This is a genomic window from Exiguobacterium sp. s46 (assembly GCF_018618875.1).
GTDB classification, from domain to species: domain Bacteria; phylum Bacillota; class Bacilli; order Exiguobacteriales; family Exiguobacteriaceae; genus Exiguobacterium_A; species Exiguobacterium_A abrahamii.
The window spans coordinates 457,447-477,143 of record NZ_JACSMY010000001.1 but is presented as its reverse complement, the minus strand read 5'-3'; the positions used below and the strand labels follow the sequence as shown (position 1 = coordinate 477,143).

The window sequence follows — 19,697 nt, the reverse complement described above, 5'->3', positions numbered from 1 at the left end:
CTTGTCAAGTCGCGTTTCCCATTTGACCGTTTCTTCGTTCTTTCGGACAATGGAAAAGAGAGGATGTGTTGAAATGAACGCTGCGACGTTCCAATCTTTTTACCTGTTATTGAAAAAAACGAAACCCCCGGTCGGATTATTATCCGCCGCTGTTTCCGTCTCCGTCATCCAAGCGCTGGCTGCCCTCGCCATTCCTTGGTTCTTAAAGACGTTGATTGACGGTTTTACAGTCGATCGACTGACTCCGCAGTTGATCAGTTTATTTGTGATCGTCTTCGTCGTCCAAGTCGTCGCGAATGCTTTATCCATCTATTGGTTACAGATCGTCGGTCAACGAATCGTCGCTAATTTGCGGACGCTCCTATGGAAACACCTGTTGACCTTATCGATTCCGTTCTATGATGAGACGAAATCTGGCGAGCTCGTCTCGCGACTCAACAGTGACGCTACGACACTCCAGCAATTGCTGTCGGAGCAACTTGTCCGCCTGCTGACATCACTCGTCTCGATCATCGGGGCGATCACGATCCTGTTCTTCCTCGACTGGCAAATGACACTTGTCATGGTCATCGCTGTACCCGTGACGCTACTAATCATCATCCCGCTCGTGCGGAAGTTGCATAAGATATCTCGTGAGACTCAGAAGGAACTCGCAGGATTATCCGGTTTTTTTGCCGAGATGCTCGGTGAAGTCCGACTCGTCAAATCGCAAGCGACTGAATCCTATGAGCTCGACCGTGGGAAAACTCGCATTGAGAATCTTTATGGCTATGGCGTCAAGGAAGGACGAATCCAAGCCCTTTTGTTGCCAATCTTTAACGTCACCTTGACGACGATGTTGATCTTGATCATCGGCTTTGGTGCCTACCGCGTCGCGACGAACCAGATCACAGCAGGTGAACTCGTCGCCTTCTCACTCTATTTGTTCCAAATCATGACGCCACTCGTGACGATGACTGAATTCATCACGAAGTTACAGAAGGCTCGCGGGGCGACAGAACGGATCATCGAGCTTCTCGATGAGACACCGGAAGCACCTGGAGCGCTTGTTGCGCCGCGTCCGTTCACGGACGTCACGGTCGATCACCTATCATTCGGATACAATGAGACGCCCATCCTACAGGATGTCAGCTTTACGTTACCACGCGGCAAGACGACAGCGATCGTCGGTCCGAGTGGATCCGGGAAGACGACATTATTCGCGATACTGGAGCGATTCTATCAACCGACGTCCGGGCAGATTCGACTCGGAGATCAATCCATCTCTGATTTGACACTATCGTCTTGGCGCCAAGCGATCGGTTATGTCGCCCAAGACTCCCCTGTTTTGTCAGGAACGATCCGTGACAATCTCGTCTATGGTCTTGCGGAAGACGTCAGTGAAGACAAAATCCGGGAGGCTGCACGGATGGCGAATGCCGATACGTTCATTGAACGTTTTCCGGAGGGGTATGCAACTGAAATCGGAGAACGGGGCGTCAAGTTGTCTGGTGGTCAACGCCAACGGATTGCGATCGCACGTGCACTCCTCCGAGATCCGGAAATTCTATTGCTGGATGAAGCCACGTCTAGCCTCGACTCCGAGTCCGAGCGGGTCGTTCAGGAAGCACTCGAGCGATTGATGGTCGGACGGACGACGTTCGTCATCGCCCATCGTCTCGCGACAGTTCGTCATGCCGATCAAATCATCGTCCTTGAAGATGGTCGGATTTCCGGTATCGGGACACATGATCGCCTTGTCGTCGACAATCCATTGTATAATAAGCTCGTAACGCAACAATTCATCGGCACGGAACGTGCAAGGGGGAATCACGTATGAAGACAGTCGGTTTCATCGGATTAGGTGTCATGGGACAAGGCATGGTCCGCAATCTGCGCAAGGCAGGTTTTACAGTCAAAGGATACAATCGCACGAAAGAAAAAGGGCTCGTCCTTGAAGCAGATGGTGTCGAAATCGTCGATACGATTCAAGACGTCGTCACGGATGTCGACGTCGTCATCTCGATCGTCGGTTATCCGCAAGACGTCGAGCAAATCTACTTCGAAGACGGAATCCTCGATCATGCGGCACCAGGAACGATTCTGATTGACATGACGACATCTAGTCCGGCTCTTGCAGAACGCATCGCGCAGGAAGCGAAAGCACGCGGTCTTCAGGCACTGGACGCACCTGTCACAGGTGGTGACCTCGGTGCGAAGAACGGGACACTCGCTATTCTCGTCGGTGGTGAAGAAGCGGCTTTCGTACAAGCGAAGCCATTATTTGAGGCGATGGGAAAATCGATTTCACTCTTCGGTGGTCCTGGTAAAGGACAATCAGCGAAACTCGCGAACCAAATCGCGATTGCCGGCTCGATGATCGGAACAGCGGAGATGCTGTTGTTCGTCACGCGGTCCGGGATTGATCCGACGCAGTTCATCGAGACGATCAAATCTGGTTCTGCCGGTAGCTGGAGTCTTGAGAACTTGATTCCACGCGTCATCGCTGAAAACTACTCACCTGGTTTCTTCGTCAAACACTTCATCAAGGATATGCGGCTTGCTCTCGAACGCGGTGCTGAGATGGGCATCGCGACACCTGGTCTTGCACTGACGAAGGATTTATATGAACAACTTGCTGAGCTGGGTCATGCTGATTCCGGTACACAAGCGCTTTATCTGTTGCTCGCCGAACGTTCACGCGCTTCGGTAGAATGAGCAAAAGCCTGTACGCTACGTCTACTGACGTAATGTACAGGCTTTTTTCGTTCATCCCTCGACGGATGATTGACGTGTTGGTTTCAAGCGTTCATAGAAGTGTGCCATCGTCGTATCGAAATACGGCGTCAAGAAGATGACCCCCACAGTACTAAGTAGTGCGAGGATACCCCAGCCGATGAAACTCAGGTAAAGCATGATCAGTTCACGCTTATGCCCTTTCATCATCCGACGACTCTCACCGAGGACTTGCCAAAACGACAATTCCGGTCGGTCGACCAAGATATACGGAACGAGGCGATACGCTAGATAAAAGTACAATGCCGGTAAGATCAAAAATGATCCGACATAGACCAATACCGTCACGATCGCGTAAGCGGCAATCGTCCGGAAAGCACGTCGAAACGAAGAAAATCCTTCGAATAACGTTCCGATGCCGGCAGACTCCCCGCGTGTGAAGCGTAAGTAAGCAATCGTTCGTCCGACCGTCACCGGAGCAAGGACGATCGTTACGACCATGTTCAGTCCGATGAAACGGACCATGCTGTCGATGTCATCTTGGTCAAAGGACATCCGGCTCGCTGCAAGCGCAAAGATAAGGAAGTAGATGATCGAGATGCTTAGCCCGACCAGCCAGCGTCCTTTTAGTGTACCAAGGGCGTCTTGTTTTAATTGTTTTGGTATCATGTCGTACTCCTTCATTTCCACTATTTCCATCTTTGATTCTAGCGTAGTCCTGTTGAAAAACCTAGTTATCCCACTCTGCTTTTCAAGCGCGTCACGGAATCGTCGAAAATCCGTCACGAAGACATACAAAAAAATCCATTTCTCTCATCTCATCAGATTCGAAAAATGGATTCGTGCGGTATAGGATTAGCCAAGAAGTCGCGTCAATGCTTCAACACGTTCTTTTTGAATGATACCGTCTTGTAAGACCGCGGATCCCACATGCAGTTCCGATGCCTTCGTCGCTTTGAGAAGCGTTTCCGCATTCTCAAGCGTGATTCCGGACCCTGGTAAGATGATCAAGTCCGGATGATCCTCGATCAAGCGCGCGATTGTCTCTTTTCCTTCTACCGCCGTCGCTTGACCACCTGACGTCAAGATTCGGTCGACTTCCGGAAAATCAGCGAGTACTTCTGCCGCTTCGAGAATATCGCGACTACTGTCGATCGCCCGGTGGAACGTCAGTGACAGTTCCCCTTTATGTTTGATGATTCGACCAAGGAAGCCTTCGTCGACACGACCGTCTGCGGTCAATGAGCCGACGACGATCCCGGCAGCACCGAGTTCACGGATCAAGTCGATATCCGTGATGATCGTCTCTTCGTCTGATTTCGAATAGACGAACGACTTACTATGTGGTCGCACGAGGACGTGAACTGGAATCTCGACCGTCGAGACGACTTGACGAATCAGTCCATAGCTCGGCGTCAATCCCCCTTCGGATAATGCGGAAACGAGCTCGATCCGGTCCGCTCCGGCTTGTTCTGCTGCGACCGCTTCTTCTACGGTCGATGCGATGATTTCTAACATGATGCATCCCTCCCGCATCAGTGTATCATGAGACGACCATCCAGTTCACGCGTTCGTTGAACAGTTTCATCTCCCACGATGGTGGATAGGAGGCTGGACTGAGAACGATCTTCGCACGGCGGAACTCCGCCACCTTATATTTACGATTGCCCTGGAATTCATCATTTGCCAAAAAGGCATAGACGTCCTTCGTACAGCTGATGACGGCTTTTTGAATCAGCGAGGATTCAATATCATCGCTGACAAAGCCACGCTCGATTTCGGCACCGTCAAACGATAGAAAACAGGCATCAAAAGCGTAGGCATCGAGCGCCTGCAAGACTTCGACTCCGACCGTCTGCCCATAGGCATCGACCGTCCCACCAAGTAACCGAATTTCACCTTTGAACGGTCCCGTCTTGCGGCACTGCTCCAAGTGACTAGCGACCACTAGTGAGTTCGTGACGATCGTCGCGTTCCCCGTTAAATACGGCAACAGATGCTCGACCGGCTCGCCTCGACCAAGAAAGATACAGGAATAATCGCTGAGCCATCCTTTCGCATAACGCGCTAAACGGCGAGACAACTGATCCGTCCGACGCGAGATCGGTGTTTCTCGTTTTCCTCCTTGATAGATGGCACCGCCATAGACGCGCTTCAACTGCCGTTCCCGTTCGAGCTCCTCTAAGTAGCGTCGTACCGTTTCTCCCGAGACATCGAGACGTTCGATCAAATCCTTCGTCATGACTTTCCCTTCCTCTTCCAGCCATTCCATGATGCGTGATTTCCGCTCTTCTCCTAACAACGACACGTGCGCTTCCCCCTTCACAGACAAGTTCTAGTTCTAGTGTATCGAACATCTGTAAAGGTCTTGTAAATCCGATGTAAATAAACGTGTAGTTCCTATGAAATGTCGTTGAATTCGTCCGTTATCCGACTTTTTCCACAAACAAAAGACGCATCCGCATCTCAATGAACGAGATGTAGATGCGTCTTAATGACTCATTCAGACGGTTTCTTTGCAAAGAGTGGAATCTTAGACTCTGTACCTTGGCGAATCCGTTGGATGTTCTCGCGGTGCTTGAAGATGACGAACAAGGCAAGAACCGTAAAGAACGTCGGAACGATCCAGTCGTTCGTCAAGACACCAATCGTGATGGAAACAACGATTCCGACACTTGCTGCCACGATTGAACTGAGCGACACCATACGGCTCAGACGAAGTGTCGTCAAAAAGGAAACGAGCAGGAAGATGAACAGAACAGGGCTCGTCACGAGCAACATCCCTCCGGACGTCGCAACTGCCTTTCCGCCTTTGAACTTCGCGAAGATCGGATAGATGTGACCGATGACAGCTGCTAGTCCAGCAAACAACGGATGTATATCTGCTCCCATCAAGATTGGAACGAGACTTGCGACGGCTCCTTTTCCGAAATCACCGATCAATACGATGATTCCCGCCTTTTTTCCCAAGACACGGAACGTATTCGTCGTTCCGAGATTCCCGCTACCGTGTTGGCGAATATCCATCCCGTGTCCCCACTTCCCGACAAGAAGTGCGAACGGTATCGAACCAAGCAGATAGCCAAGAACTAAAATCCCTATGATTTCAATCATAGTCAACCTCCAACCTCTTAGTGACCGACTTTCATATATTCCTCAAGAGTCTGTCCGTTATTTTTAATTTGTGTCGCGGCATCGACACCGACATAACGAATGTGCCATGGCTCATACGTATAGCCTGTCCGTGATTGGAAGCCACGATCGTAGCGCACGATGAAACCATATTTCGCTGCGTTATTCGCGATCCATTTTCCTTCTTTCGTATCACCAAGGGCAGCTGTCAATCCGTTACCAACGCTTGGTGCCGAAATATCGAAAGTGAGACCCGTCTGGTGCTCACTATGACCAGGACGTGCTGAATATTGATCAGCAGCCGCCTTGCCATCACGTGCGACATAATTATTATACAATACTTTTTGACGTTCGCCTGAACGGAATCCACTGACAGCGTTCAATGTCACGCCTTCTTTTTTAGCAGCGGCAAACATCTTCTCCATCTGTTTCGCAGCTGGCGCCCGCATGTAGCTTTGCTCAAGTACACCTGAGTATGAGAAGCTGACGTCTGGGACGACGAGATCCGATGGTTTGTAGTCGATTGGCAAGCTGTATTTCTTATTGACGACGACAAGATTACCAAGTGATAGATCCGCTTTGGCTTCTGCTGATTTATCGACGTCCGGTGTCTCATCTTCTGGTTTCGACGGTTTTTCTTGTTCTGGATCCTGAGATGAACTGTCCGGTTTATCCGTCGATTCGTCTTTTTTGTCTTCTCTTTTGTTCTCTGAAGCTGGTGTATCGTCTTTTTGTTCTTCTTCTTTTTTCGTCTCATCTGAAGATTCTTGATCTTCTTGCGTTGCCGCATCAGACGAATTGTCTTCTTGTTTTGCTTCTTCTGACGTATCGCCTTTTGTTGTTTCGTCTGTTTTGTTTGTTTCTTCTTTGTTCGTGTCTTTTGCTGTGTCTTCTTTTTTCGTTTCTTCGTTTGATTGTTTTGTCTCATCTGATTTCTGTTCCGTTTTCGTTGTATCATCCGCTTGTTGATCCCCAGGATTACATCCTGCAAGGAGAAGCGCTAACGTACTGACGGTTACGATTTTTTTCATGAGTAAGACCCCTCTTCTTTTTATGCTTCTCTATGTTACCGCTAATCGTTCCATCCGTCGAGTCTACTTCCGACAGATAGAGTAAGTCCCTACCTTACTTCAGCTTCTTTATTTTCGCAAATGATCCTGACTTTGTCATCGGTCGTTAGTACCAAGTGCTAACTTTTACTGTCCAGACTGAAAAAAGAAAAAAGCGGAACCGATTCAAAAATCGATCCCGCTTTTGATGTATTTCTTCACGCTTCCGTTAAGAGTGCTGCGTCCGTCTCACTCATCTTCTCATAAATTTCGTGCCAGTTCGGGAACACCTTCGGCAAGCGAATCGGTCGGAAGTTTTCCTTCTTGACGACGACATGTGTCGTCTTCGCAGATACCGCAAGCTTCCCGTCCGGATGTTTGACCGTATAACCATAAATCGTCCGTAATCCATCGTAATGATCAATCCAGACTGTGACGACCGCTGTATCACCGTACGTCAACGAGCGTTTGTAATCGAGATTGACATTCGTGACCGGGGAGACATAACCCGCATCTTCCATCTCCTTGTAATCAAGACCCAAAGACTGGATCAATTCTGTCCGTGCGAGTTCCAAATAAACGAGATAATTCGAATGATAGACGATGCCCATCATGTCCGTCTCGGCGTAGCGGACAGGTATTTCAATCGTGTGCATGTAGCTTCCCCCTTAAAAATCCTCTTTTTCAAGATAGGACCATTCTGAACCGGATAAGCTAACTTTGTCAATTAATCGCATCGACTGCTTCGCGATCGCCTGTTCGACGATCGTGATCGCCGCCCGTGCGTTTCCGTTTGGAACGACATCAATCTTCTCGGTAAGCGTCAATCGTGCGTCCTCCGTCAGCTCGTATCCGAACCGCGCTGCGTATCCTTCAATGATTTGAATCAACTCGTCTGGCGAGTAATTGGGGAAGTGGAATGACCGTTTGAAGCGTGATTTCAATCCTGGGTTACTCGCAAGCAAAGCGTTCATCTGTTGCTCGTAACCCGCAAGGACGACGACGAGATTGTCTTGATGTTTCGTCATCTCATCCACGAGCGTATCAATCGCTTCCTTTCCAAAGTCGTTCGCTCCACCGTTTAACGCATACGCTTCATCGATGAATAAGACACCACCCAGCGCATCGCGAATTGCGTCTCGCGTCTTTTGCGCCGTTTGTCCGACGTAACCAGAGACAAGATCCGCCCGGCTGACGACTTTCAAGTGTCCCCGTTTTAAATAACCGCATTGTCGTAAGACATCGGCATAGAGCTGCGCGACGGTCGTCTTTCCGGTTCCGCTATTGCCGCTAAAGACCGCATGTAGTTCGACCGGTAAGACTTTATAACCAGCTTCCCGGCGACGTTTTTGCATCGACAACAGAGCTTCAATCTGTTTGAGTTCATCTTTAAGATCAGACAATCCGACGAGCGAAGCGATCCGCTCCTCAACGGTTGCATCCGGTTCTTGCACCATCTCGAAGTCTTCTTGTTCAAGTAAGGCAAAGTCTTCGTGACTGGCACTCTCTCCAAGGCTTGATCCCTTCTTGAAGATCGCATCAAGCACGATATTACGGACGGCGCGTCCATTTCCGAAACTGGCGTCAACCCGTTCTCGTTCCAGACGACCGAGCAACGCCCGCTCTGCTTGTTCCGTCAAGACGTAATCGTTCGCAGTCGCGATCGACCGTCCGATGGCGAGCAGCTCCTGATCCGTATAGTCGGCGAGTAGATAATGATTTGATTCCGGGAAACGGCTCCGGAGTCCAGGATTCGCCTTCAGGAAATCACGCATCTCTTCTGGGTATCCAGCAAGCACGACCGCAAATCGCCCTGCATATTCCCCACTCGTCATCGCTGCGACGAGCGTATCAATCGCGGCCTGACCATAATCGTTCCCACTTTGTCCGGCACGTTTTAAGGCATAGGCTTCATCGATGAAGAGCACCCCTCCGACGGCTTCGCGGACTTTACTCATGACCTGTTCTTCCGTCTGACCGACGAACGCACCGACGAGTGACGAACGATCCGTCTCGACGACTTCCGGTCGTTCGAGAAGTCCGAGCTCGTGATAGATCTTTGCCATCAGACGGGCAAGGGTTGTTTTCCCGGTTCCGGGATTACCCATGAAGATCATGTGTAGCGATGGTTGATCGCTTGAACGGTAGCCATCTTCCGATCGCTTCTGTTGATACTTCAAGAAGCGATACATATGATGGACCCGTTGTTTGATGTCTTCGAGACCAATCATCGCGTCAAGTTCCTCGAGTGCTGAGCGTTCGACTTGTTTGCTTTCGACGGGGAGCAAAGCGACGACACGTTTGAGATCCTGGATCGTCGTCGCTTTCAGTTCCGTCATCTCGCGAAACGCTTCCCGGGAATAGAAACGCTCTTGCAAGCTATCGACGAATGTCTGCGCTGTCTGTTCAAGCGTGGCACTCGAACGCAGTAATGCCGTTCCAGCTTCGAACAGTTCCGTCCAGCGTCCGGCATCCAACCGACGCAGTCGTTCCGTCAGTTCGACGATTTGTTCCGTCTCCTCGACGATTTGACTTGCTTGGAGAATCAGTTCTTTCGTCGCTGATCGTTTGGCGTTCGCATTGTCCGTCTCGCGAATCGTCGGAAACGTATGCGCGACAAGGCGCTGATACGTACTTTGTAATTGTTGTTCCGTCAACAATTGCTCAAGACGAGCTGGCAATCGACCATGCTGACGGATTTCTTGCATCCAACTCTCAGCTAAGGCATCCAGTCGTCCCGTCATGATATATCGATGTTCGACGAGTAACGCCAAGATGCGGACGAGTGCTTCCGTTTCTCCAAGCAACCGGCTACTTTGAGCATACCGTAAGGCGAGCACCTCCTCGACCTTCGCGCCCTCTTCCCACGCTTTGATTTGATTGAACATCTCCTCTTTCGAGAATGCTTCCATGTTGAACCTCCTGCGTCTCGAAAAAACCGACTTTGTCCGCTACCGTTTCGTAGCGTCATCGCCGGTCGTTTCTTGTTTATTTTGCTTTTAACCAATCCGGATCGAACGTATCGATCGTTTCAAAACTCTTCATCTTGACAGAGTAGAACAATTTACCGTTATTGCGTGACTCCGCACCGAGTACTTTCGAACGGTCGGAAGCGACATAATATGTTGCTTGTTCTTGGTTATTTTCTTTATCGAAAATCGATGGATATTGTTTGATCCATTCTTCTGGTACCGTGCTGGACGGTTCTTTTTTCACATACACGTCCGCTGCCATTCCGGCGATGTCCGCTTCTCCCTCGACTTGTCCAAAGTCACCTTTGTTGATGAAAGCGAGGATCTGTTCGTTGAAGCCACGTGAGAGGAATGGGCGCGGCGCACTGACACTCTTGCCCGCTTTCGTCTCATTGACTAACTTCCCTGTCGCATCATACTCACGGAACATCGTCCCGTTCCAGATCGCAAGCGATCCTTTTGACGGACCATCTACGACTTCTGTCCGAAAATGACCTTTGTCATTAAAGACGACTTCATACGTGCGTGATTCAAGTTCATCTTTTTTCGTCGCGAGCTTCTTCTCAACATATTGGATGCGTGTCATCGTATAAAACGGTTTGACCGTCGCGGCTTTTTCATCGCTTGCGGTCTGCGTCTTGTTCAAGAGATAAAAATTGTAGGCAAGGAGGATCGCCATTGCCACGATTGCTACTGCAATCCACGTGCTCGTTCGTTTCGTCATGCCATGTACACCTTCCTAGCTCAAGTCTCTATTCCTTATCATCGTATCGGTTTTATAAGGAGAATACAAAGGGTTTGTCCGAGATTTCACGATTTCTGACTAAATTCGTCAGACTTTTGAACAAATCAGAAAACGGTCAGGACGACAAAAAAGGCGAACCAAATGAATTCGGTCCACCCTTGATTACGTTTATGCTTCCTTCGGCGTCAGCGAGACGATCATCGACTCATCGACCAAGTAATAGCTATGATGCGGCATTTCACGCAAATAGCCATCTTGAAACAACATCGCGCAGTCGACTTGGAACGTTTTGCTATACGGTTTCAACGGGAGTTTCTTCACCCGGTCAAAATAGCGATCGACGGCAACCTGGACATGATCCATCTCATAGACAAGTTCCCGGTCTTTTGCCTCCATGATGGTGAATGTCTCACGCGACATGTAAAACACTTGTGTCGAACGTGCTTTCAAATACGGCTCCAGCTGCTTTAAGTCGATGCGTTGCTCATTATCTAGAAGCACTGTCCGATTCGTTCCTTTCGGTAGTTCGGATTCAAAGGCATGCGTCGCTTGTTTGACTTCATCAAGCGTCACGTCACGCATCGGCAACGGCTGATCGTCCTTCGGTTGAAACCACTTCTTGAATCGGTTCACCTTTTTCCTCCTCTCGTCAAAAAAAGGTGGGGTTTCCCCCACCTTTGATTAGACAACTTATGCTTGTTGGAGACGCTCACGAAGGACCATTGGAAGGATCCCGCCGTGACGGTAGTAATCGATGTCGACTTCTGAATCGAAACGAGCGATCGCTTCAAACTCAGTGACTTTTCCGTCTGCCGCTGTCGCTGTGACTTTAACGATGTCACGTGGACGAACAGACTCATCGATTGCGATGCTGATTGCTTCTTCACCTGTTAAACCAAGTGTTTCAGCTGTCGTACCTGCCACGTATTGCAGTGGAAGAACACCCATCATGACGAGGTTTGAACGGTGAATCCGCTCGAAGCTCTCCGCGATGACGGCTTTGACGCCGAGCAAGTTCGTTCCTTTTGCTGCCCAGTCACGTGAAGAACCCATACCGTAATCTTTACCAGCGAGGATGACGAGACCTGTGCCATCTTCTTTGTACTTCATTGCAGCATCGTACATCGCCATCGTTTCGCCTGTTGGCCAGTACGTCGTGAAGCCACCTTCTGTACCTGGTGCGACTTGGTTACGGATGCGGATGTTCGCGAACGTTCCGCGCATCATGATTTCGTGGTTACCACGACGTGAACCGTATGAGTTGAAGTCTTTTGGTGCAACCCCTTTATTGACGAGGTATTGACCGGCTGGTGTCGTTTTCGAGAATGAACCCGCTGGTGAGATGTGGTCCGTCGTGACCGAATCAGCGAACTTACCGAAGACACGGAGTCCGTTGAGGGCTTCGACTTGACCAGCTTCCTTCGCCAAGTTCTCGAAGAACGGTGGGTTTTGGATGTACGTCGACTCACCGTCGAAGTCGTACTGATCCCCTGTTGGCACGTCAAGGTTGTTCCAACGTTCGTTTCCTGTGAAGACTGAATCGTATTCTGCACGGAAGCTTTCTGGTGTGACGACCGTGTTGATGATCGTTTGGATCTCATCACGTGAAGGCCAGATGTCCGCGAAGAAGACTTCTTGTCCGTCTTTGCCTGTTCCGAGTGACGCGTTCATGATATCGACGTCGACTGTTCCTGCAAGGGCATACGCGACGACGAGTGGCGGTGAAGCCAAGTAGTTCGCTTTGACGAGCGGGTGGACACGACCTTCGAAGTTACGGTTACCGGAGAGGACAGACGAAACGAGTAAGTCTGAACCGAGGATCGCGTCTTCGACAGCGCGGTCGAGTGGACCGGAGTTCCCGATACATGTCGTACAGCCGTAACCGACCGTGTTGAAGCCGAGTTCATCAAGGTACGTTTGTAGTCCTGATTTCTCGAGGTAATCCGTAACGACCTTCGATCCTGGCGCAAGTGATGTCTTGACGTATTTCGGAACCGAAAGACCGAGTTCGATCGCTTTTTTCGCGACGAGTCCCGCACCGATCATGACGTATGGGTTTGATGTGTTCGTACAGCTCGTGATCGCAGCGATTGCCACGTCACCCGTACGCATTTCAACTGCTTCGTCTTCGAACTGAACGACAGCGACTTTGTTCGCTTCTTCTTCGGCTAAGCCGAATCCAGCGTTTCCTTGTGGAGCCGTCAACGCTTTTTTGAATGATGTATGAACATCCGTCAAATCGATCCGGTCTTGTGGACGTTTTGGTCCAGCAAGGGCAGGAACGATCGTCGAAAGATCGAGTTCGACTGTTTTCGTGAATGTTGGATCTTCGTTTTGTGGCGTGTAGAACAAACCGTTTGCTTTCGAGTAGTTCTCGACTTTTTCGATCAATTCTTCATCGCGACCTGTCAGACGAAGGTACGTCAATGTTTCTGTGTCGACTGGGAAGAATCCACATGTTGCACCATATTCTGGCGCCATGTTCGCGATTGTTGCCCGGTCAGATAATGACATCAAGTGGAGTGATGGACCGAAGAACTCGACGAATTTACCGACGACGTTCTCTTGACGGAGCATTTCCGTTACACGAAGGGCAACGTCTGTTGCTGTCGTTCCTGGGTGCATCTCACCTGTAATGCGTACACCGATGACTTCTGGTACTGGGAAGAACGATGGCTGTCCGAGCATGCCCGCTTCCGCTTCGATCCCACCGACTCCCCAACCGAGGACGCCAAGACCGTTGATCATCGTCGTGTGTGAGTCCGTTCCGACGAGTGTATCCGGGTACACATCAACTGTACCATCTGCTGTTTCCTTTTCGAGGACGACAGATGCCAAGTACTCGAGGTTAACTTGGTGGACGATCCCTGTTGCTGGTGGTACGGCACGGTAGTTATCGAATGCCGATGTCGCCCAGCGAAGTAATTTGTAACGCTCTTCGTTACGTTCGAATTCGAGATCCATGTTTTCTGCAAGTGCTCCAGCAAAACCGTAAGCATCGACTTGAACCGAGTGGTCAACGACGAGGTCGACTGGTACTTCTGGGTTGATGACCGATGGGTCTCCACCGAGATCTTGCATCGCTTTACGAAGTGACGCGAGGTCAACGACCGTTGGAACACCTGTGAAATCCTGAAGGATAACGCGTGACGGTTTGAACGGAACATCGACATCGTTCGAAACTTGAGCTGTTCCCCATTTCGCCAAGTTCTCGACGTGTTCACGTGTGATCGAACGACCATCTTGTTGACGAAGTACTGACTCGAGTAGGACACGAATCGAGTATGGAAGACGTTTGACTTCCGTCAATCCGAGTTCTTCCAATTTTTCAAGACTATAGTACTGATAATTCTTACCGTTTGCTTCAAACGAACGGCGTGCGCCAAAGACATCTTGCGACACATCTGTTTGCTTCATGGTGATTCCCCCTTTAAGTGTTCACGACATCAAGCCCCTGATACCGCTTACTTGTACAGTTCTATCATAGTATAATATGGATTCCGTTACAATTTGAAAGAACAAAAGACTTTCGATAAGTTTTACTTATTGCCGATATTAGAAAATTATTCTGTTGTCCTGTTTTTCTCATATTTCCAGTCTCGCGTTTCCATTTAGAATGTTCAGGGTACTTAAAAAGTGTAGTACGATATCCGATTCTTGTGGAGGCGTTTATTATGGCGAAATATAAAAGCGATGCAACGCACGTCATTACGACAATCATTTTCAGTGATTTAGAAAAAGCAAAAACAGGCTTTGCGATGATTAAGGATCTCGAGGCAATCAAGGAAATCGAGATGGATCAGATGGTTCTCGCAAAACGTGACGAAGCAGAGGGCTTCTCTTTCATCGATGCCATCGACTTCACGCAACAGGACCAATCCTTCAAAGGCTCATTGATCGGCATGGCAATCGGTGTCGTCGGTGGCCCGTTCGGTATGCTCGTCGGCTCCGTTGCTGGTTACTTGATCGGTGCGAACCGGGATGAGAAGAACGAACGGGAATCGTTTGATTTATTCAACCGGACACTGAATCAGATCAATCCTGACCATTACGGTGTCATCTTGATCAGTGAAGTCAACGAAGATTCAGAAGCCGTCAATGCGATTGCCGCTGAACTTGGCGCGACGATTCGCCGGACAGGTGAGACATTACCGGATGGTGCAGTCTAATCAAATCAAAGTTGTCTTCTTTACGTTCTCGTTTTAGGCGGGAACGTTTTTTAATTCCTGGATTACCTGTTTTGCTGCTTCCTGTGTCGTGTCTGAATCGACTTTCTGTAAAGAATTGTGTTGCACGGTTATGAGGATATTTTTGTAGCTGATGATGAGGAGCTCGCCGTAATCACCGTTTGATTGATACTGAACCAGATCATTGCCTATGTATCGATCCGTATACGCAAAATGAATCGCTAACTGCGTATCTTGTTTTTGGTTTTCAAAATAAAGTGTCTCCTGAGTCGATGGCGTGTCAATCGTTCCGTCAACCGTTAACCATCGTCTCTTCCCAAAACTTAAGGATTGGTCGACAGCCGTGAAGTCTGCACCGATCGTACTTGCCTTCAACTGAAACTGATCCATCTTCAAGTGTTCATTCATATGCTTGAACAGCTTTTCATACTGAACTGGATTTAAGATGGGGTGTTTCGTCTGATTCGTCTTCTGATTCGTATGTGTAGTAGTTTTGACTTCTACTTTTTTCTGTTCCGTCATAACCGCCTCATCCGTGCATCCAGCGATTAAAAACACACTTGAAAACAGAATCAGCATAGTCCCCTTATAGTTCATAGAACATCCTCCCCCATTGTTGATACCCTTCCATCATTTCGCCTTAAAGTTGTACAGCGGTTTAATGATCTCGACGACATCGACCGTTTCTTTCGTGTTACGGATGATTTCGTCCATCGGTTTATAGACGAACGGCGACTCGTCACGTGTCGATGCGACGACTGAACTTGACCAGACATCGGTCATCGTCTTTTCGAACGCATCCAGTTCCACTGTTTTGAATGCTTTTGACCGCGACATGATACGACCTGCTCCATGTGGCGCGGAATAGTTCCAATCGGGATTGCCTTTTCCGACGACGATTAAGGAGCCGTCACGCATGTTCATCGGAATGATTGCCCGCTCGCCGGCTTTTGCAGAGATGGCACCTTTTCTTAGAATCATTGCGTCAAGATCGATATAGTTGTGGATCGTATCGAATTGATCCGCTACCGTCCATCCCATCGCCTCGAAAATGACCTCGGTCATCGCCTGACGGTTCAATGCTGCGTATCGTTGGGCAATCTTAAGATCATGGAGGTAACGCTCCATCGCTTCGCCGGAAACAGATGCTAAATCTTTGTTAAACGTAGACCGTTTTTCCTTCAATTGCTGTAAGGTGGCTTGAATCTCCGACTCGCGCCCTTGTTGCTTCAATTCGGCGATGACTCGGTCCGCGTCAAATTGGAAGCGTGCCGTTTCCGCTTCTGCTTGATAATGTTCGGCAATCGTCTTCCCAAGATTGCGACTACCAGAATGAATGACGAGATAGCGCTGTCCTGCTGCATCCTGGTTCAGTTCGATGAAATGATTCCCTCCACCAAGCGTACCGATTGATAATCGTGCCCGTGTCTCGTTAAACGGTGCAAGCACTTGATCAAACGGTACCTGTTCGGACAATGGATGAGCTTGCTGACGTACCGACATGCCACTTGGAACGAGACGCTGAATCGTCGCGTCAAGTTTCGCATAATCGATTGGTTCTTGTTCAGCAAGTCGTGTACATAACATGCCGCAACCGATATCGACACCGACGAGGTTCGGTACGACCTCGTCCGTCACATGCATCGTCGTTCCGATGACAGATCCTTTTCCAGCATGACAATCCGGCATGATCCGGACGCGACTGTCTGTCGCAAATTGTTCCTCTAACATAGCTGTGACTTGCTTAATCGTCAGGTCGTCGACGTTATCCGTGAAAATCTTTGCTTCCCCATACGTGCCTTGAATTGTTTTCATACGATCGTTCCTTTCTTTCCTATCCATTTAATTATTCTGCTGTTTCTTTCATGATTTCAATGAATTGTTTTGTCAGTGTCGTCGGTCCCGTCTCTGTCAACCAGACGAAGGCTGTCGTACTCGCGGCACCGGATAGGTATGTCTGGTGCAGCCCTGTCATATCCAGTTCCCGCAACGTACTCTCCGGCAAAACGGTCACCGCCTGTCCACTGCGTACGAGTCCAATCAGCGTCAAGACATCGGAACACGTCTCTTGCGATACGACACCGAGCCGTTGACTTAACGTCTGAAAGACACCGAGTCCTTCCTGACTCGGAATGATGAGATCCGCAGTAGGATGATCGGGGTGCCAGACTTGATGAAACGGTTCTTCTTCCATCCATTCAATCGAAATCCCTTGCGCATCAATCGGCAGACGGACGAACGCCGCATCAAGCGACCGCTCTTTCAACCGTTCGATGAGCGCACTCGATTCTCCTTGGTGAACTTGTAAGATGATGCCGGGATGTCGTCGTTTCATCTGCTCGATCCAGTCGACAAGCCGACTAGCTGATAACGTGTTGACACCAATCCGCAAAATCCCTGTTCGCCCGGCTTCGATGTCGCTCACTTCCATCCGTGTCTCCTGCTCGAACTGCAGCAACGAAACCGCTCGTTCATATAAGCGGTTGCCGCTCGATGTAATCCGGATCCCGCGTCCTGCCCGCTCAATCAGACGAACGCCTAGCTCTTCTTCCATCCGCCGGATTTGCTGCGTCAATGCAGGTTGTGCCATCCGTAAGCGCTCCGCTGCTCGCGTGACGGATTGTTCCTCGACGACCGCACAAAAATAGCGGTACTGGCGTAAATCCATATTCATCATCTCTTTCATATGTTTTCATGTATAAAGATATATGAATCATAACATCAATCATATGCTATGATGCAGGAATATCTGAAGTTTAAGAAAGGAGCTTTTTCATGAAACAAACGACTTCTACCTTCCAGTGGATCGTCTTTTTACTCGCGAACACGATCGCCTTACCAATCGTCGTCGCCAGTCTGTTCGACCTCTCATCAGTTGAGACTGCTGCCCTTGTCCAACGGTCGTTCTTTGTAGGCGGGATTGCCTGTTTCCTACACGGAGCCTTCGGCCACCGGCTTCCGATCGTATCGGGACCTGCCGGATCATGGGTCAGCATCTTCGTCGTCATCGCCGCACTACCGGTCGATTCAAAAACGGCCTTTACGATCGCGATGGCAGCCGTCGTCATTGCCGGCGTCGTCCTCATCATTCTCGGTTTGACAGGATGGACGAAATACTTATTACCCGTCTTCACACCGCTCGTCAGCGGAACGTTTTTGCTCTTATTATGTATTCAATTAACGGGCGTCATGCTCGGTGCCGTCCTCGCCGTCGAGGCAACACGCCTCGCTGGGATCATCACGTTCTTGCTCGTGCTCGGACTCAGCCAATTCGGACCGAGTCGCTTACGTCCGTTTGCCTTGATGATCGGAATCATCGTCGGTTGGCTCGTCAGCCGTCCGTCGCTTCCTGCATCGTCTAGTTTGTTCGCACCACCGCAAGCGTTACCGTTCGGATGGCCACAGTTTGACGGCAGTGCATTCCTTGTCGCGATTCCGTTCGCGATCTTGCTTGTCGTCAATTTGATTGCCGCTTTAAGCGCCGTCGAAGCGACGCTTCAAAAACAAGGACGTCTGCACCAAGGGTTATCCATCGAAGGCGTCATTCATTTACTCGCTGCTATATTCTCGACGCTTGTGCCGGTGCCGTTACCGATCACGAGCGGATTCATCGCGCAAACGGGAAGCCGGAAACGTCGCCCGTTCTTGATTGCCTCGCTCGTCATCGCGTTGATCGGTTTCTTCCCAAGCTTGATCGGTATCATCGCAACATTACCGCGTAGCGTCGCGAGTGCCGCGTTGCTTGCGACATTGCCACACATGTTCCTGATTGCTTGGCAGTCTGCGGAAAGTAACATGGAGAATAGCCGTCGCCGCCATGCGTTTGCGATCAGTGCCGTCATCGGTATCAGTATCTTGTTGCAATCGACCGTCATCGCGGAAGTTCTGCCTTTGACGCTTCGTCCGTTCCTCAGTAATGGATTACTCGTCGGAACGATGCTTGTGCTCGGTTTCGAAATCATCGAAAAAGTTCGCTCTCGTCGCGCGAAACAAGCAGATCGATTGGCAAGCTAAATGGTATTTTACGACCGGACGATGTCATCATCCTCGCTTTTCTATAAGAGTCGAGGATGAACATCTCGTCCTGAATCATTCAAACAGCAAGGGAGTTCGATTCCGAATATGTTTCGGTTATCGAGCTCCCTTGCTGTTTGCTTTATTTAATTCGAATGACACGATCATCTATCGATTCCGTTTTTCCTCCGTCATCGATTATTAAAAATACTTCCTTAGCATTAAAGGTTGTCTCTTGAAGATACTCTCTCACTTTATCCTGCAGACGATAGTCATGATGTTCTGGAATTTGTTCTAGTTCAATGATGTGAATACTAAAAACTAAACTTACATCACTGTAATTTTTTGTAGCTTTTTTATCGATGTTCTTTTTTGTTTCTTCTAAAAAATGTGTCCGTTTCTCCTCTAATGTTTCCAAACTATTTAATCGAGATCTCCACATCCCCTTTTCGTTCAAGGATTTAGCAACTTCAACTTCTTTTAGACCATTTATGTACGATGTAAATTCAAGCTTTTCGATTGAACCATCTTCTAACTTCATTAATGCATCATATCCTTGGTTCCCAATGATAATCTTAATTTGAGCACCTTCAGGAAAATAAGCTGATTTCGAAAAAGTATAAGCTGGAATGAATTCCTCGATGAACTCTTTAAATCGTCCTTTTTTCAATCTGATTAACTCAGTGATATGACGATTTTTACTAGATTCTTTTTTTTATGTAATTATAGTATTCATCCACCTGTTTTTTATTTCGAAAACTTGATAAGTCATCTAGCACTTTGAAATATTCTTGCAATCCTCTCACTCCTATACTAGATATAACAAAGAGCACGATTTTAAAACCGCGCTCTTTCGTAAAGACATATGAATTAGATTGAAAAA

Annotated in this window: 18 protein-coding genes; 4 read left to right on the top strand and 14 right to left on the bottom strand. The window is 49.0% G+C overall.

Features of this window, described 5'->3' with window-relative positions; genetic code table 11:
* The first annotated feature begins 73 nt into the window (after positions 1-73).
* Both KNQ08_RS02425 and KNQ08_RS02420 read left to right on the top strand, forming a co-directional pair.
* Complete coding sequence (locus KNQ08_RS02425; RefSeq protein ID WP_214804502.1) at positions 74-1,819, top strand: ABC transporter ATP-binding protein; 1,746 nt, start codon at positions 74-76, stop codon at positions 1,817-1,819.
* A complete protein-coding gene (locus tag KNQ08_RS02420) occupies positions 1,816-2,697 on the top strand; it encodes an NAD(P)-dependent oxidoreductase (RefSeq protein WP_214804500.1) in 882 nt (293 codons plus the stop codon). Before KNQ08_RS02425 ends, KNQ08_RS02420 begins: the two co-directional genes overlap by 4 nt.
* A gap of 51 nt (positions 2,698-2,748) precedes the next feature.
* Here the strand turns inward: KNQ08_RS02420 and KNQ08_RS02415 are convergent, their stop codons facing one another.
* From KNQ08_RS02415 to acnA, 10 genes are all read right to left on the bottom strand, one after another.
* Positions 2,749-3,384 carry a DUF975 family protein gene (locus KNQ08_RS02415; protein WP_023467806.1) on the bottom strand — a complete coding sequence of 212 codons (636 nt, stop codon included), beginning with the start codon at positions 3,382-3,384 and terminating at the stop codon, positions 2,749-2,751.
* A gap of 186 nt (positions 3,385-3,570) precedes the next feature.
* The gene (locus KNQ08_RS02410) at positions 3,571-4,233 is read right to left on the bottom strand and encodes a copper homeostasis protein CutC (RefSeq protein WP_214804498.1); all 663 of its coding nucleotides are present in this window, start codon (positions 4,231-4,233) and stop codon (positions 3,571-3,573) included.
* A 25-nt stretch (positions 4,234-4,258) separates the two neighbouring features.
* Positions 4,259-5,023 carry a DeoR/GlpR family DNA-binding transcription regulator gene (locus KNQ08_RS02405; RefSeq protein ID WP_047391234.1) on the bottom strand — a complete coding sequence of 255 codons (765 nt, stop codon included), beginning with the start codon at positions 5,021-5,023 and terminating at the stop codon, positions 4,259-4,261.
* A gap of 191 nt (positions 5,024-5,214) precedes the next feature.
* Positions 5,215-5,829: a glycerol-3-phosphate 1-O-acyltransferase PlsY gene (gene plsY / locus KNQ08_RS02400; RefSeq protein ID WP_029341281.1), complete on the bottom strand. Its 615-nt coding sequence runs from the start codon at positions 5,827-5,829 to the stop codon at positions 5,215-5,217.
* A gap of 17 nt (positions 5,830-5,846) precedes the next feature.
* Positions 5,847-6,878: a M15 family metallopeptidase gene (locus tag KNQ08_RS02395; RefSeq protein ID WP_214804496.1), complete on the bottom strand. Its 1,032-nt coding sequence runs from the start codon at positions 6,876-6,878 to the stop codon at positions 5,847-5,849.
* 236 nt (positions 6,879-7,114) lie between these two features.
* Positions 7,115-7,552, bottom strand: a complete 438-nt coding sequence (locus KNQ08_RS02390) for an acyl-CoA thioesterase (protein WP_023467801.1) — start codon at positions 7,550-7,552, stop codon at positions 7,115-7,117.
* Positions 7,553-7,564: 12 nt separating this feature from the next.
* The gene (locus KNQ08_RS02385; protein ID WP_023467800.1) at positions 7,565-9,808 is read right to left on the bottom strand and encodes an AAA family ATPase; all 2,244 of its coding nucleotides are present in this window, start codon (positions 9,806-9,808) and stop codon (positions 7,565-7,567) included.
* Between the two features lie 76 nt (positions 9,809-9,884).
* A complete protein-coding gene (locus KNQ08_RS02380) occupies positions 9,885-10,592 on the bottom strand; it encodes a hypothetical protein (protein ID WP_029341277.1) in 708 nt (235 codons plus the stop codon).
* A gap of 189 nt (positions 10,593-10,781) precedes the next feature.
* Positions 10,782-11,246 carry a DUF3939 domain-containing protein gene (locus tag KNQ08_RS02375; RefSeq protein ID WP_064300184.1) on the bottom strand — a complete coding sequence of 155 codons (465 nt, stop codon included), beginning with the start codon at positions 11,244-11,246 and terminating at the stop codon, positions 10,782-10,784.
* Between the two features lie 57 nt (positions 11,247-11,303).
* The gene (gene acnA, locus KNQ08_RS02370; protein WP_023467797.1) at positions 11,304-14,030 is read right to left on the bottom strand and encodes an aconitate hydratase AcnA; all 2,727 of its coding nucleotides are present in this window, start codon (positions 14,028-14,030) and stop codon (positions 11,304-11,306) included.
* A gap of 257 nt (positions 14,031-14,287) precedes the next feature.
* On the opposite strand from acnA, the gene KNQ08_RS02365 reads away from it, so the two are divergent.
* A complete protein-coding gene (locus tag KNQ08_RS02365; protein ID WP_050678322.1) occupies positions 14,288-14,782 on the top strand; it encodes a hypothetical protein in 495 nt (164 codons plus the stop codon).
* Between the two features lie 33 nt (positions 14,783-14,815).
* On the opposite strand, the gene KNQ08_RS02360 is transcribed toward KNQ08_RS02365, so the two are convergent.
* From KNQ08_RS02360 to KNQ08_RS02350, 3 genes are read right to left on the bottom strand one after another with little or no spacing between them, the layout of a single operon-like run.
* Complete coding sequence (locus tag KNQ08_RS02360; protein WP_214804494.1) at positions 14,816-15,397, bottom strand: hypothetical protein; 582 nt, start codon at positions 15,395-15,397, stop codon at positions 14,816-14,818.
* Between the two features lie 33 nt (positions 15,398-15,430).
* Positions 15,431-16,615, bottom strand: a complete 1,185-nt coding sequence (locus KNQ08_RS02355; protein ID WP_149427058.1) for an RtcB family protein — start codon at positions 16,613-16,615, stop codon at positions 15,431-15,433.
* A 31-nt stretch (positions 16,616-16,646) separates the two neighbouring features.
* A complete protein-coding gene (locus KNQ08_RS02350; RefSeq protein ID WP_149427057.1) occupies positions 16,647-17,468 on the bottom strand; it encodes a LysR family transcriptional regulator in 822 nt (273 codons plus the stop codon).
* A 107-nt stretch (positions 17,469-17,575) separates the two neighbouring features.
* Between KNQ08_RS02350 and KNQ08_RS02345 the strand changes: the two genes are divergently transcribed.
* Positions 17,576-18,814 carry a purine/pyrimidine permease gene (locus tag KNQ08_RS02345; protein WP_214804492.1) on the top strand — a complete coding sequence of 413 codons (1,239 nt, stop codon included), beginning with the start codon at positions 17,576-17,578 and terminating at the stop codon, positions 18,812-18,814.
* A gap of 142 nt (positions 18,815-18,956) precedes the next feature.
* On the opposite strand, the gene KNQ08_RS02340 is transcribed toward KNQ08_RS02345, so the two are convergent.
* Positions 18,957-19,484 (bottom strand): hypothetical protein, encoded by a 528-nt coding sequence (locus KNQ08_RS02340; RefSeq protein WP_214804490.1) that lies wholly within the window; start codon positions 19,482-19,484, stop codon positions 18,957-18,959.
* Positions 19,485-19,697 lie beyond the last annotated feature (213 nt).